Below are 14363 nucleotides of genomic sequence, written 5' to 3'. Positions count from 1 at the left end.
ATTCACTGAGAGGCCGGGGAGGCGATTTATTCCGCCGCCTCGCGCGGGCTGCGCCGCGCTTCGAGTTCGATCGCCTCGTCCACCGCGCGGGCCAGCGCCGCCATCGTGAACGGCTTGCGCAGCACCGGGCGACCGCGGAATATCTCCGCATCGACTTCTCCCGCGAACCCGGTGACGAACAGCACGGCGACTCCGTCTATCCGCTCGCCCAGCGCCGCGATCATCTCCGGGCCGGTCTGTCCGGGCATCAGCACATCCGAAACGATGGCGTCGAGTGCATCAAGGCCATCGATCGCGTGCGCAGCCTCCAGCGGATCGGCGCAACCGGTAGCCTGGTGCCCAAGTTCGGCCAACGCACCGAGCGTGGCGGAGAGCACGCGGGGATCGTCTTCGACCACCAGTATCGATAGCTTCCTGGTCGCCACCGGCTCGGCTTCAGTCCCGGCCTCCACTCGCTCCGATCCGGCGTCGCCCAGGTAGCGCGGCAGATAGAGCGTCACCACCGTCCCTTGCCCCGGCTTCGTATCGATGCCTATCTCGCCGCCGGATTGGCGCACGAACCCGAATATCTGGCTCAGCCCAAGGCCCGTGCCCTGCCCCACCGGCTTGGTAGTGAAGAACGGCTCGAACACGCGCTCGAGCACATCGCTGGTCATGCCGCAGCCCGTATCGGCCACCCCGATCGTCACATGATCCCCCGCCGCGCACTCGCCCACCTCCCCCTCGGCAAGCACCTTCGTTCCGGACCAGATCGTCAGCGTGCCGCGCCCGTTCATCGCGTCGCGCGCATTGACCGCGAGGTTCAGCAGCGCATTTTCGAGCTGGTGCCGATCGACCCAGATGCGCCAATCGCCCTCTCCCGGCCGGGTTTCCACTGCGATCGTGTCGCCCAGCGTTCGATCGAGGAGGTCGCTCATCCCCTGGATCAGCTTGCCGGCCTCCACCGCTTCGGGAAGCAGGGGTTCGGAGCGCGAGAATGCGAGCAGCCGCCGAGTAAGCGCGGCGGCACGATTGGCGCCTTCCATCGCGTTTTCGATGTGCTTGTGCGCACCGGGCCCGCCGATATGCATCTGGCGCTTGGCCAGCTCCAGGCCGCCCAGCACGACTGCGAGCATATTGTTGAAGTCATGCGCGATCCCGCCGGTCAGCTGTCCAACCGCCTCCATCTTGTGCGCCTGGCGAAGCTGTTCCTCAGCAACGATGCGCTCCTGGACTTCGGCGCGAAGCTGCGCGGTGGCCTGCTCCACTGCCTGTTCGAGTTCCTCCGCCCGCGCGCGCTCGGTATTGGCCTCGGCGTCGGCCACTGCCCGCTCGCCTTGCGCCTGGATCGCCATCCAGCCGAGGATGACCGCGCCGAGCACGATCAGGACACCGAAAACCGTCAGGATGCGCGAGGCTAGGCTGGAATTTTCGATCAGTTCCGATGCATCGCGCGTTCGCTGCTGGAGCAACACTCGCTCGGCATTCACCACGCGCGCCAGCGTGGCCTCGACACGCGTGCGCGCCTCGCTCTGGCGGACCTTGTAATAGCTGCCCCAGGCGTCGCGATGCCGCTGATAGGCCGAATAGAGGGCGGTATCGCCCAACTCCTTGCCACGCGCGTCAAAGGCTTGCTTGAGCCGGGCAAGCTCGGCTTGCTGCGCCGGGTTGTCGATCGTGATCTGGCGTAACTTCGCGAGCTGATCGCCGGCCCGGGTCCATTGATCGGCATATTGCCGGCCCAGATTCTTGTCAGCGCTGACGACGTAGCGTCCCAGCGCAGCCTCCGCCGACGAGATCGCGCCGGAAAGCTGGTTTGCGCGAATGATGACTTCGAAGGTATGCTGCTGGAGCGCAATCGCCCGATCGCGCGCGTCGTCGGTGCGCTGCTGAACCAGGATCACCGCCGCCAATACCGCGATACCCAGGAGCGCCAGCAGCCCGAGCAAGCGGAAGCGCCAGTTCGTTTCCCGAACCGCGCGCTCAAGTGCTGCATTGCTCTCGCTCATCTCAAGCGATTCTAGCTGGGTTAGGCGATCACGCCAACTGCTTGCCCGGCCGCCTTGAACATGGCGAGCACGGCCTGGATCTGCTGGGGCGTGTGCTCCGCACAAAGCGAGCAGCGCAGCAGATACGTGCCCGCCGGAGTCGCGGGCGGGCGGGCCATATTCACGTAGAGGCCGCCATCCAGCAGCACCTGCCACATCGCCACGGCCTGTTCCTGATCCTCCAGAATCACCGCGATTATCGCGCTGTCCGGCTTTTCGGTGCCCAGCTTGAAGCCCATCGCCTTCAGCCCGCCATGCAGCGTGCGGGCATTTTCCCAGAGGTGCTGGCGCTTGTTATGCGCGTATTTGAGCTTGCGGATCGACGTGGCAGCGGTCGCGACTACCGAGGGCGGAAGCGACGCGGTGAAGATATAGGCGCGGCAGGCCAGGCGGATCGCCTCGAACTTGGGATGGTTCGAGACGCAGAAGCCGCCGACGGTGCCGACCGACTTTGAAAAGGTGCCGACGATGAAATCGACATCGCCTTCGCAGCCCTGCTCCTCGTATACGCCGCGGCCATTGGGGCCATAGAAGCCCATCGAATGGGCTTCGTCGCTCAGCACCATGCACCCGTGCTTCTTGGCGACGGCGACCATTTCCTTGAGTGGGGCAATGTCGCCGAACATCGAATAGACGCCTTCCAGCACCACCAATTTGCCGGGCTCCTTGGGCAGCCTGCCAAGGCGCTTGTCGAGATCCTCGACCGAATTATGGCGGAAGCGGACGATTTCGGCATCGCCCTGCTTGCAGCCGTCATAGATCGAGGCGTGGCTGTCGGCGTCGAGGATGACATATTCACCCTTCCCAGCGAGCGTCGAGATCATGCCGAGATTGGCCATATATCCGGTCGAAAAGACTATCGCGCCCGAGACGCCGTAGAAATCGCGGAGTGCCTCCTCAACTTCCATATGGTCGCGAAAAGTGCCGTTGAGCATCCGGCTGCCATTGGTGCCCGAACCGAACTGGTCGAGCGCGTCCTTGCCCGCCTGGATCACGTCGGGATCGAAGGTCATGCCCATGTAATTATAGGTGCCGAGCAGGATCGTGTCCTTGCCCGCGATTACCGCTTCGGTAGGCGACTTCACTTGCTCCATCACGATTGCGAACGGATCGGTGACGCCGGTATCGATCAGCGCCTGGCGCTCGGCGATCAGCGCGTCGAACTTCGACATCAAGTCGCGCTCGGGCGAGACCGTTTGCTGATTTACCGGCAGCGCGTCGGCGAGATTTGCCCCCTCGGTCATTGCGTCAACCCTTCAGCTTGGCCACGGCATCGACCAGCTGCCCCACATTCTCGATCTCGGCCTGCATGTTCATCGTGATGATGATGTCGAACTCGTCCTCGATCGCGGCGACGAAATCCATCACCGTCAGGCTGTCCCATTCGAGGTCGCCGGCAAAGGTCGTGGCGTCGCTCAGCGCTACGCCCTTCTTGTTGAAGGGCTCGATCTGCGCGGTGACGATATCGAATATTTCGCTGCGGTCGCTCACATGGCTTCCCTTGTTTTGCTTTCAGCACGCCCTGCCAAGCAAATGAGGCGGCTGTTGGGCGGCTATAGCAGGCCCTGCTGGCGATACCACGCCGCCGTTTCCCTGAGACCCTGGCGGGTTTCGACCTGTGCGGCCCAAAGGTCGCCGCTGGGGCGCCTGGCGGGATCGCTCACCCAATCGGGATGGCAGAAATAGGCTACGCGGTCTGGCGTAAGCCGGGCGCCGGAGCGGCGGAACAGGCCGTCCAGCATCGCACCTATGGACAGGATGGAACGCGGCAGAGCCAAGGCGCGGATACGCTTGCCGACCGCATCCCCTATCGCGCGCGAAAACGCCTCGTGAGTCCAGCCGCCGACCCCATCATCGGGTTCGAGGATCAGGCGTTCGGGATCGCTTTGCGCCAGCGCGATCAGCAGGCGCCCCAGATCGTCGGCATGTATCGCCGACATCCGTCCACTCGGCGGCAGCAGCGCCAGGCCGCGCTTCGCCAGCTTGAACAAGTCGAGCATGTCCATGTCGCCCGGGCCGTAGACGGCGGGCGGGCGGACGATCGTCCACTCAAGCGCGGATTGACGCACCAGGCTCTCGCCACGCTCTTTCGAGCGGCCATATTGCGAAAGCTCCGGCTCGCGCGCGGCAAGCGACGATACATGGACGAAGCGCCGCACGCCGACCGAGGCGGCGGCTTCGAGCATGCGCCCGGTGCCTTCGACATTGCCCTGGGTGAAGCCGATGGCGTCGGGCGCGTTGACCACTCCGGCGATGTGGATCACCGCATCGGCGCCGCTGGCCAGGCGGGCCAGCCTATCGACATTTTCCAAGCTGCCTTCGACCCAGACCACCCCTTCGCGGGCGCCTTGGGCGCGGCGGGTAAGCGCGCGCACCTGATGGCCGGCGGCCAGCGCGAGATCGAGGGTGCGTTTGCCGACAAAGCCCGTGGCACCGGTTATGGCGAGCGTGCTCACAGCAAGGCCATGTGGCTGCGATGCACGAGCGCGGAGCGCGGGGCGTAGCCGAGGATGTCGGCATGCTCATCGCTGCGCTTGCCCACGATCAGCGCCGCATCCACGCTTGCATATTCGGCAAGCCCGCGCGCTAGGTGCGCTCCGTCCGGCCCGATGACGACAATCAGGTCGCCGCGCGCAAAGCTGCCTTCGATCCGGATTGCGCCCGCCGCGAGAAGGCTGTTGCCCTTGCCCAGCGCGCGCGCGGCGCCGGCATCGACATGAATGCTGCCCTTTGCGGTCAGCCCTCCCGCCAGCCACGCCTTGCGTGCGGGCGCGGATTTCTCGGCCACGAAGAGCGTGTGCCGCGCTTCCGCCGACAAGGGCCGATCCACGCGGCCCGAGGCGATGGCGAGATGCGCGCCCGCGGCGTTGGCGATGCGCGCGGCGGCGATCTTGGAGACCATGCCGCCCGATCCCATGCCCGAAGCCGAGCCCCTGTCGGCCATGCCCTCTATCGCGGCGTCGATCCGCTCGACCCGCGCGATATGCCGGGCAGCGGGCAGCACAGGATTGCGGTCGTAAAGGCCATCCACGTCGGAAAGCAGCACCACGCCCCCCGCCCCCGCCGCCTGCGCGACGCGCGCCGCGAGCCGATCATTGTCGCCGAACCGGATTTCCTCGGTGGCGACGGAGTCGTTCTCGTTGAGGATCGGGACGACGCCGAGGCTGAGGAGGCGATCGAGCGTGGCGGCGGCGTTGAGATAGCGGCGGCGGTCTTCGAGGTCGTCGAGCGTCACCAGCATCTGCGCGGCGGTAAGCCCTTCGGCGCCCAGCGTCTCGGCCCAGACCTGGCTGAGCGCGATCTGCCCGACCGCGGCGGCGGCCTGCGCGTCCTCGAGACTGGCGCGGCCGCCCTTGGCGAGATTGAGCCGGCGCGCGCCGAGCGCAATCGCGCCGGAGGATACGACCGCGACTTGCTGGCCGGTGCGGGTGCGCTCAGCGATGTCCTTCGCGATCCCCGCGAGCCAATCGCGCCGCACGCTGCCGTCCGGATCGACGAGCAACGCGGACCCGATCTTGACGATCAGACGCGGGCAGGAGCTGGGGGGGAAGAGGTGCATATTAAAAGCCCTCTCCCGCTTGCGGGAGAGGGTGGGGTGAGGGTCTGGCCGCAGGTGAGGCGCTAACGATAGCGAGAAGCGTCTCCAATACGCCCTCGAGATTTTGCATCACATCGTTATTCCAGTATCGGACCACTCGATATCCCCGCGCCTCCATGAACGCGGTGCGGCTCGCATCCACTGCCTGATCGTGCTGGCCGCCATCAATCTCGACGATCAGCCCACGCTCGGCACAAAGGAAATCGACTACGAACGGACCGACCGTCGCCTGCCTTCGAAACTTGAAGCCGCCGAGCCGACGGTCACGCACGGATAGCCAGATCCGCTGCTCAGCATCGGTCGCTTCTCGGCGCAGGCGGCGGGCATGGGGATTGGTGGGGCGGATCGCGGGCACTAGCGCATGTTGCACATGTCGGACCCTCACCCAACCCTCTCCCGCAAGCGGGAGAGGGCTTTAGAAAGTTAGACCGGCGACCATTCGATCGCGTCCTCGCCCTCGTCGTCGTCCGCGACCCGGCCATTCTCCGGCCCGATCGCCTCCAGCAGCTTGTCGAGCACCCAATCGACGCCGGTGCCGGCTGCGCCCGAAAGCGGGATCACTTCAGCGCCGCTGGCTTCTTCCAGCTCGGCCGAAAGCGCCGCGATCAGTTCGTCGTCGAGCGTGTCGATCTTGTTGAGCGCGACGATGATCTTCTTGTCGGTCAGCCCCGCGCCGTAATTCTCGAGCTCGTCGCGCACGATGCGGTAGCTTTCGGCGACGTCCTCGTCATTCGCATCGACCAGATGGAGCAGCACGCGGCAGCGCTCGATATGCCCCAGGAAGCGGTCGCCGATCCCCGCCCCTTCCGCCGCGCCCTCAATGAGCCCCGGAATGTCGGCGACGACGAATTCGCGCATCTTGTGGCGCACCACGCCAAGCTGGGGCCGCGTGGTGGTGAAGGCATAGGCGCCGACCTTGGCCTGGGCATTGGTCACCTGATTGATGAAGGTCGATTTGCCGGCATTGGGCAGGCCGACCAGCCCTGCGTCGGCGAGCAGCTTGAGCCGCAGCCACACCCATGCTTCCTCGCTGGGCCAGCCGGTGCCGTGCTGGCGGGGCGCGCGGTTGGTCGAGGTCTTGTAGCTGGCATTGCCGCGCCCGCCATCGCCGCCGCGGAAGAAGATCGAGCGCTGGCCCTCTTTGGTCATGTCGACGAGCAAGGTGCGCTCGTCGTCGTCGGCCAGGATTTGCGTGCCGATCGGCACCTGAATGACGAGATCCTCGCCGCCCGCGCCGGTCATGTTCGATCCCGCGCCGCCCTTGCCGCGCATCGCCCGGAAATGCTGGGTATAGCGGAAGTCGATCAGCGTATTGAGGCCCGCGACCGCTTCGAAGATGATGTCGCCGCCCTTGCCGCCATTGCCGCCGTCCGGCCCGCCATATTCGATGAACTTTTCGCGCCGGAAGCTCACCGCGCCGGGGCCGCCCGCGCCCGAGCGGACGAAAATCTTGGCTTGATCGAGAAAATGCATGCGGCTCCCATAGGCGCTCGGGCGCGCGGCGTCACCCCGGGGTAACGCTCTGTTTACGCCTGAAGCGGCACCATCCCGCGCGGCAGCGAAGGGGGGACGAAGATGATCCGCGAATTTCTGATCGGCGGCGTGCTGGTGGGCGGCGGCGGCTATTATGTCGCGTCGAACTATACGAGCGCCGACGTGGTCCGCACGGTCAAGGCGACGCCGCACGATACGTGGCGCGGGTTCAACCTGATCCTCAACGATTATTCCGCCGGCATGGCCGAGATGAGCATGGCCGAGGTGAGCATGGGCGAAGGGCCAGGCGGGGAGCGGCGGGAGTTCAAGCCCGTCGTAACCAGTATCCCCGGCAAGGAAATCGACTTCCGGCTGATGAAGCAGCAGGCCGAAATCGTGCGCATCCACGTGACCTTCGAGCCGCTTGCCGGCGGGCGCGAGACCAAATTGTCGCTCGACGCGCACGTCGCCAACGAAGCCCTGCCCGACGGGCGGCCGGTGTTCGGCGGCAACATCCTGTTCCGGCAGGTGCTCGCCGGCATGACCGAAAAGGTCGCCGCCGAGATCGAATCGGGGAAGCTCGTCAAGGTCGCCGACGCCTTTGCCGAGATGCGGCACCGCATCGCCGCCGATCCCCGCATCGGCGAGGCAAAGATGCGGATGCAGGAGCGCGCGCGACGCGATGCGCAGGAGGCCGCCTCCAAGCCGCAGCTCGATCCCAATGCGGCACGGCTCAATCCGCAGGGCGCGACGATAGTGCCCATGGACCCGACGCCGCGCAACTAAACGCTGGCGCCGGGGGGAACCGCGAGTATAGGCTCTCGTTCCTCACCGTGGCGCCGTCCGCGCCCCATGATCACAGGGCCGCCAAGCACGCGCATGAACTCGATCGATCGCTATATGGCGCGGCTGATCGCGGTTCCGTTGATTTCGACGCTGTTGATCTCCGCGATGCTGCTCGTGCTCGATCGCATGCTGCGCCTGTTCGACTTCGTGGCGACGGAGGGCGGACCCGTAAGCGTGGTCTGGCGGATGCTCGCCAATCTGCTTCCGGAATATCTGGGGCTCGGCATTCCGATCGGCTTGATGCTGGGCTGCCTGCTCGCATTCCGGAGGCTCGGCACCTCCTCCGAGCTCGACGTGCTGCGCGCGGTCGGCGTGAGCTATACCCGGCTCCTGCGCGTCCCGTTCATGTATGCGATCGCGCTGGCGGCGCTCAATTTCTCGATCGTCGGCTTCGTCCAGCCCTGGGCGCGCTACAATTACGAGCAGCTTCGCTTCGAATTGCGCACCGGCGCCCTGGGCGCTTCGATCAAGGTGGGCGAATTCACCAGTTTCGGCGACCGCATGACGCTGAGGATAGAGGACAGCAAGGACAGCGGCCGCAACCTCACCGGCATCTTCGTCCAGATGCGCACCAAGGACGGTAGCCCGCTCGCGGTGACTGCCGAGACCGGGCAGTTCCTGCGTTCGGACGATCCCGACACGATCATCTTTCGCCTCACCAACGGCACGCTGGTGCATACCGACAAGGGATCGAGGGTTCCGCGCGTGCTGACCTTCAGCACCCACAACCTGCCGATCCCGCTTCCCAAATATGAGCAGTTCCGCAAGCGGGGCGACCGCAGCCTGGAGCAGACCCTGCCCGAGCTGGCGCGCATCGGCGGCGACCGTGCGGCGCAGGAGGCGCAGCGCGACACCAGCCGCGCGGCTTTCCATTTCCGCCTTGCCGAAGTCGCGTCGATGTTCCTGCTGCCGATGCTGGCGGTAGCGCTGGGCGTGCCGGCCAAGCGTTCGACTTCGGCGCTGGGCGTGTTCCTCGCGATCGTGCTGATCGTGACCTACCACAAGGTCAATGAATACGCCCAGGCGATCGGCAGCCTGGGCCGGATCGATCCGTTCATCGCCTTGTGGGCCCCTTTCGCAATCTTCGCGGGACTCACCTTCTGGATGTATCATCAGGCCGCCTATGTGCCGGGCGGCCAACCGCTCGCCGCGGTCGAAAAGAGCTTTGAAAAGGGTGTGAAGGCATTGCTGCGCCGCCTGCCCGGCCGCCGCAAGCCGGCGGAGGAAGCTGCGGCATGAGCCTGATGAACTTCTTCCCGTCGCGAACCATGTCGCTTTACATGGCGCGGATGTTCCTGGTGCGCACTTTCGCCATATTGGCGGCGCTGGTGCTGGTGCTGCAGGCGCTGGACCTGCTCAGCGAGAGCGGGCGCATCCTCGCCTATGCCGGCAATGGCGATGGCGAGGTGTGGCGCTATGTCGGCCTGCGCACGCCGGAGATTATCGCGCGCTTCCTGCCCTTCTCGGTGCTGCTCGGCACGATCATCACGCTCTCGCAGCTCAATCAGAACAGCGAAGTCATCGCGATGAAGGCTTCCGGGCTGTCCGCGCACCAGGTCCTCGCGCCGCTGATGCTCACCGGGCTTGCCGTCGCCGCGATCTCTTTCGGATTTAACGAACGCGTGGTGGCGCGCGCATCGGCGACGCTCGCCCAGTGGAAGAAGGTCGATTACGGCCCCCTTCCGATCGACCGCGGCGACCGCTCGAACGTGTGGGTAAAGGATGGAGACCATCTGATCGTCGTCCAGCAGATCAAGGGCCGGGGCGATGCGGCCCTGCTGGCCGGCATCACTGAATATGAACGAAGCGGCCAGTCGCTCCGCTCGATCCTGACCGGCACCACGGGCAAGCGCGACGGCGACGGCTGGCGGATCGAAGGCGCACAGCGCTTCGACGTCGCGGGGGGGACGCTGACTCCCTTGGGATCGGTCCGCATCGCCCAGGGCGTGCGCCCGGATCAGTTCACTCTGTCCTCGGTCAATGCGGACGGGCTCTCGTTCGTCGGATTGCGCGAGGCGATCGCCGATCTCCAACTGGCGGGGCGGCCGACCAAGGCGCTGGAGGGCGCATTGTGGCACAAGCTCTCGGGGCCGCTCTCATCGATCCTGATGCCGCTCTTGGGGGCCGTTGCCGCCTTCGGGCTTGCGCGTTCGGGCAAGCTCTTCGTCCGCGCCGTGATCGGCATGGGGCTGGGCTTTCTCTATTTCGTAGCGGACAATTTCGCGCTGGCGATGGGCAATCTAGGCGCCTATCCGCCCTTCCTCGCCGCCTGGGCGCCGTTCCTGCTGTTCCTGATGATCGGCGAGGCGGTGCTGCTCAGGACGGAAGAATAAGCGCTCGGATCAGCGCTTCACCATCGTCGAGCGGGCAAGTTGGCCCAGCAGCCCGGGAAGGCCGCCATAGCTGGCCTTGTGATAGATCGAGCCCTGCTCCAGCGCAGCGGCGATACGGCGATGCGCTTCGCCCAGCGCGTGATAGGGCACGCTGGGCAGCAGATGGTGCAGCGCGTGATAGCGCAGCCCCACCGGAGCCCAGAGCCCGGGCAGCAGCGCCGGCGGCGGAACGTTTACGCTGTCGAGATATTGGGCGGTCACGCTCATCGCGTCGCCCTCATTTTCCCACAGATGCGCCACCAGCGTTCGAACCTGATTTATCACCGTCGCCGCGGAAATGATCGCCAAGGGAATCAAGAACGCCTTGAGCGGGATCACCGCGGTGACCACCAGCAGGATGAGCGTGAGAGCCCAGAGGCAGGCCCCGGCTTCCATCAACAGCCATTCGCGGCGGAATCTGCCCTCCGGCATGCGGCGGCGATAGGCCGGATTGATGACCAGGCCCGAATATCGCTCGATCACATGCCGGCGCAGCGTCGGGATCAGCGCCGAGAGGGGCGTGAGCAATCCATAACGCACCATCAGCCCGGCCGGCGCCAATGCCGCCACGATCACGAACATCGGCAGCGTCCACGGCTTCATCAACGCAAGCGGAAGATATTCGGGATCCTCCACAGTGCCGTATTTGGTGCGCGCATGGTGATGGACATGGACGTCCTCATACATGAACGAGGGCACGAACAGCGGCACCCCCACCAGCAGGTTCCAACCGAGCCGGAAGCCCGGCACCGCGCCGGGCTTCATATGCGCGATCTCGTGGATGAAGCTCACCGCGCGATAAATGGCGAGCGCCGAGACGAATCCGGCGGCCAGGCCTAAGGCCGGCCCGCCGGCGGTGGCCGCAACGAACATCGCGCCATAGCCGATGACCAGCGAAACAAGCAGGTCGCTCCAATAGATGAGGGGCTTGTGCGGGTGCAGGTCGCGCGACAGCTCGGCCGCCGCGCGCAGCATCGCCCTGTCGTCAGCGATGCGCTCGCGCGCCGCATTCGGGGCCGCTATCGGCGCCTCTGCGATGTCGCGCGCATTCAAGACGGCACGGGTGCTCATGCTCTGGCCCATTGCAATTAGATAGTGGCTAGATGTTGGCATAACAGGGGGGCGCCCGCCCTTGTTCGCAGACGTTCCGCCTTGACACATGAGCGGGCAGGCGGGACTTCACCCCGCAGAAAGGGGCTCTCCGTATGTCTTCTCTGTCCATCCGCCCGGTCGCGACCAAGGCGGACCGCAAAGCTTTCATCGAGCTCGCTTACCGGCTGAACGGCAACGATCCCAACTGGGTTGCGCCGCTGCGCAGCGAAGTCGCCGCTACGATCGATCCGAAGAAGAATGGCTGGTTCAGCCATGCGGAGGCGCAGCTTTTCCTTGCCGAGCGCGACCGCAAGGTGGTGGGGCGGATTTCGGCGCATATCGATTTCCTCGCGCTCGAAATGCCGGCCGAGAAGGGCTTTGGCCCGGGCACCGGCTTTTGGGGCCTGTTCGAGGCCGAGGACCAGAACGCGGCCAAGGCGCTGATGAACGCGGCCGAGGATTGGCTGCGCAAAAAAGGCATGACCAAATCGATGGGTCCCCTCAGCCTGTCAATCTGGGAAGAGCCCGGGCTGCTGGTCAAGGGCCATGATCACCCCCCCACTATATTGATGGGCCACCACCCCGCGCATTATCAGGGGTGGATCGAAGCGCTGGGCTATGCGCCCGCGAAGAAGCTGCTGACCTATTGTCTGAATGTCGAGAACGGCTTTCCGCCGCTGATCCAGCGCATCGTGGCCGCCGGGGAAAAGAATGCCCGCATCCATATCCGCCGGGTGAGTAAAGCGAAGTTCGAAGACGAAGCGGCAATCATCCTGGCCATCCTCAACGATGCCTGGTCGGATAATTGGGGCTTCGTGCCGCTTACCGCGCCCGAAATCGCCGATGTCGGAAACAAGCTGAAGCCGCTGGTGTTCGAAGACCTGATCCGCATCGCAGAGCTGGATGGCGAGCCCGTGGCGTTCATGATGACGCTGCCGGACATGAACGAAGTGCTCCGGCCGCTCAAGGGATCGTTGCTGCCGTTCGGCTGGCTGAAATTGCTGATGTGGCTCCGCAAGCCCAAATCGCACACGATGCGCGTGCCGCTTATGGGCGTCGTCAAGCGCCTTCAATCGTCACGCATGGCGAGCCAGCTCGCCTTCATGATGATCGAATTCATCCGGCGCGACGCTGTCGTCGATTACGGGACCAGGCGTGGCGAGATCGGCTGGGTGCTGGACGACAATCAGGGGATGAACGCGATCGCCCATGCCATCGAGAGCAAGATCAATCGCGAATATCTGATCTATCGCAAGGCGCTTTGAGGCCAAGCAAGCGGGAAACGGCCCGCGGCGCGAGGGTGCCGCGGGCCGCCCCGGCAGGTCGATTACTTCTTGAGCGGATCGACCCCGGTCTGGGCAATCCATTCGCCGCGCGTCTTGCACTGCTTGGTCGACAGCATCGTGCCGGTGATGGCCGGCCTGACAACGCAAACGCGCTTGGCCATCGGATCCTTGGCGCTCGTCTTGGCGGGGTCGGAAGCGAAGGCCGGCGCTGCGGCCAAGGTGGCGGCGGCGATGGCGACGGCGGCGGTGGTGATGAAACGAGTCATATCTGCACTCCTCAAGGTTGGGACACGGCAGGCGCTCCTTCGTGCCGCCTGTGACTGTGTTAGTGCAGCAACTGTGCCAAACACCGAGATTGCCTATTATCAATGACTTAGCAGTATAAGGCAACAATGCCATGTGCCATAGTACGGTAATACACACCAGAATTTGGCGGATCGTGCGTGGAAGGTGTTCGCCAGCGGACAGTCGCCTGTCCGGAACCGGTCAAGCTATCGGAGGCTGACCCAGGTGGGCGCGTGGTCGCTGGCCCGCTCGCGGCCGCGATATTCCTTGTCGACCCCTGCGCCGGCGAGGCGGTCGGCAGCCTGGGGGCTGAGCAACAGATGATCGATTCGGAACCCGGCATCGCGCTGCCAGCAGCCCGCCTGATAGTCCCAGAAGGTCCAGACACCACCGCCCGGGAAGCGGGTGCGCAGCGCATCGGTCCAGCCCTGTGCGAGCAAGGCGCGGTAGCGCTCCCGTGATTCGGGCTGCATCAGCGCATCATGCGCCATCGCGCGTACCGAGAAAGTGTCGTCGTCATTGGCAATGACATTGTAATCGCCCGCGAGCACCACCGGACGCTCCTCGGCAAGAAGCGTGCGGGCGCGATCGGCCAACCGTTCCATCCACTTGAGCTTATAGTCGAATTTGGGGCCCGGCTGCGGATTGCCGTTGGGCAGGTATATCGACGCAACGATCAGATCACCGATTTGGGCTTCGATATAGCGGCTATGGGCATCCTCGGGATCGCCGGCGAGCCCACGCTGGCGCTCGACCGGCTGCTCACCCCTGGCCAGCACCGCTACGCCGTTAAACCCCTTTTGCCCATGCCAGACCGCGCCATAGCCGGCCTTTTCGATTTCGCCCGTCGGCAGCGTCTCGTCCGCGCCCTTCAGCTCCTGGAGGCACACGATGTCGGGCTGCTGCTCGGCCAGATATTCGAGCAGGCGCTCCATCCGCGCCTTGATGCCGTTCACGTTGTAGCTGACGATCTTCAAGCGCCGCGCTCAGACCGAGAAACTGGTGCCGCAACCGCAGCCGGAGGCGGCATTGGGGTTTTGTACCTTGAATGCCTGGCCGGCGAGCGAATCGACGAAATCGACTTCGGCGCCGCGCACCAGATCGAGGCTGATCGCATCGACCACCAGCCGCACGCCGTCGGTTTCCGCGATCGTGTCGTCCGCTTCGGGGCCCTCGGCGAGCCCGAACTTGTACTGGAACCCCGAACAGCCCCCGCCTTCCACCAAAAGCCGCAGGATCGCCGGCTTGGCTTGCTTGCTCGCGATCGCCGCGACACGCGCCGCGGCCGCGGCGGTGAGGGTGATCTCGGGCTGGGTGAGCGTGGTCATGCGCTGGAGATAGTGGCCCGGAGGCGGAGAGGCAATGCGGAGTGGGGGCCGCCTCA

The 14363-nt window shown here is 65.1% G+C and carries 15 protein-coding genes; 4 read left to right on the top strand and 11 right to left on the bottom strand.

Annotated elements, in window-relative coordinates; genetic code table 11:
* Positions 1-26 precede the first annotated feature (26 nt).
* The 7 genes from VF617_RS04950 to obgE all read right to left on the bottom strand — a co-directional run bounded on the left by VF617_RS04950 (position 27) and on the right by obgE (position 7098).
* A complete protein-coding gene (locus VF617_RS04950; RefSeq protein WP_331013762.1) occupies positions 27-1988 on the bottom strand; it encodes an ATP-binding protein in 1962 nt (653 codons plus the stop codon).
* A gap of 20 nt (positions 1989-2008) precedes the next feature.
* Positions 2009-3271 carry a serine palmitoyltransferase gene (spt, locus tag VF617_RS04945; RefSeq protein ID WP_331013761.1) on the bottom strand — a complete coding sequence of 421 codons (1263 nt, stop codon included), beginning with the start codon at positions 3269-3271 and terminating at the stop codon, positions 2009-2011.
* 4 nt (positions 3272-3275) lie between these two features.
* Positions 3276-3518, bottom strand: coding sequence for an acyl carrier protein (locus VF617_RS04940; protein ID WP_331013760.1), 243 nt, complete (start codon positions 3516-3518; stop codon positions 3276-3278).
* 62 nt (positions 3519-3580) lie between these two features.
* Positions 3581-4483 carry an NAD-dependent epimerase/dehydratase family protein gene (locus tag VF617_RS04935; RefSeq protein ID WP_331013759.1) on the bottom strand — a complete coding sequence of 301 codons (903 nt, stop codon included), beginning with the start codon at positions 4481-4483 and terminating at the stop codon, positions 3581-3583.
* The gene (gene proB / locus VF617_RS04930; protein ID WP_331013758.1) at positions 4480-5586 is read right to left on the bottom strand and encodes a glutamate 5-kinase; all 1107 of its coding nucleotides are present in this window, start codon (positions 5584-5586) and stop codon (positions 4480-4482) included. The genes VF617_RS04935 and proB overlap by 4 nt, the downstream gene beginning before the upstream one ends.
* Before the next feature lies 1 nt (position 5587).
* Positions 5588-5995, bottom strand: a complete 408-nt coding sequence (locus VF617_RS04925) for an endonuclease domain-containing protein (protein WP_331013757.1) — start codon at positions 5993-5995, stop codon at positions 5588-5590.
* 53 nt (positions 5996-6048) lie between these two features.
* Positions 6049-7098 (bottom strand): GTPase ObgE, encoded by a 1050-nt coding sequence (obgE, locus tag VF617_RS04920; RefSeq protein WP_331013756.1) that lies wholly within the window; start codon positions 7096-7098, stop codon positions 6049-6051.
* 102 nt (positions 7099-7200) lie between these two features.
* On the opposite strand from obgE, the gene VF617_RS04915 reads away from it, so the two are divergent.
* The 3 genes from VF617_RS04915 (at position 7201) to lptG (ending at position 10277) form a co-directional block, all read left to right on the top strand.
* Positions 7201-7884, top strand: a complete 684-nt coding sequence (locus tag VF617_RS04915; RefSeq protein WP_331013755.1) for a hypothetical protein — start codon at positions 7201-7203, stop codon at positions 7882-7884.
* Positions 7885-7977: 93 nt separating this feature from the next.
* Positions 7978-9183 (top strand): LPS export ABC transporter permease LptF, encoded by a 1206-nt coding sequence (lptF, locus tag VF617_RS04910; protein ID WP_331013754.1) that lies wholly within the window; start codon positions 7978-7980, stop codon positions 9181-9183.
* Positions 9180-10277, top strand: coding sequence for an LPS export ABC transporter permease LptG (lptG, locus tag VF617_RS04905; protein WP_331013753.1), 1098 nt, complete (start codon positions 9180-9182; stop codon positions 10275-10277). The genes lptF and lptG overlap by 4 nt, the downstream gene beginning before the upstream one ends.
* A gap of 9 nt (positions 10278-10286) precedes the next feature.
* Here the strand turns inward: lptG and VF617_RS04900 are convergent, their stop codons facing one another.
* On the bottom strand, positions 10287-11387 hold the full coding sequence (locus VF617_RS04900) for a fatty acid desaturase (RefSeq protein ID WP_331013752.1): 1101 nt from the start codon (positions 11385-11387) through the stop codon (positions 10287-10289).
* A 134-nt stretch (positions 11388-11521) separates the two neighbouring features.
* Here VF617_RS04900 and VF617_RS04895 point away from each other — a divergent pair, with 134 nt between their 5' ends.
* On the top strand, positions 11522-12673 hold the full coding sequence (locus tag VF617_RS04895; protein WP_331013751.1) for a GNAT family N-acetyltransferase: 1152 nt from the start codon (positions 11522-11524) through the stop codon (positions 12671-12673).
* A 62-nt stretch (positions 12674-12735) separates the two neighbouring features.
* Here the strand turns inward: VF617_RS04895 and VF617_RS04890 are convergent, their stop codons facing one another.
* The 3 genes from VF617_RS04890 to erpA form a co-directional block, all read right to left on the bottom strand.
* Complete coding sequence (locus VF617_RS04890; RefSeq protein WP_331013750.1) at positions 12736-12960, bottom strand: hypothetical protein; 225 nt, start codon at positions 12958-12960, stop codon at positions 12736-12738.
* Positions 12961-13185: 225 nt separating this feature from the next.
* Positions 13186-13956 (bottom strand): exodeoxyribonuclease III, encoded by a 771-nt coding sequence (gene xth, locus VF617_RS04885; RefSeq protein ID WP_331013749.1) that lies wholly within the window; start codon positions 13954-13956, stop codon positions 13186-13188.
* A gap of 9 nt (positions 13957-13965) precedes the next feature.
* On the bottom strand, positions 13966-14307 hold the full coding sequence (gene erpA, locus VF617_RS04880; RefSeq protein WP_331013748.1) for an iron-sulfur cluster insertion protein ErpA: 342 nt from the start codon (positions 14305-14307) through the stop codon (positions 13966-13968).
* Between the last annotated feature and the right edge of the window lie 56 nt (positions 14308-14363).

Origin of the sequence: Sphingomonas sp. (assembly GCF_036388215.1) — a bacterium.
In the GTDB taxonomy this organism is placed as follows: domain Bacteria; phylum Pseudomonadota; class Alphaproteobacteria; order Sphingomonadales; family Sphingomonadaceae; genus Sphingomonas.
Note: the sequence above shows the minus strand (reverse complement) of the source record. Positions and strands in the feature narration are given on the sequence as shown.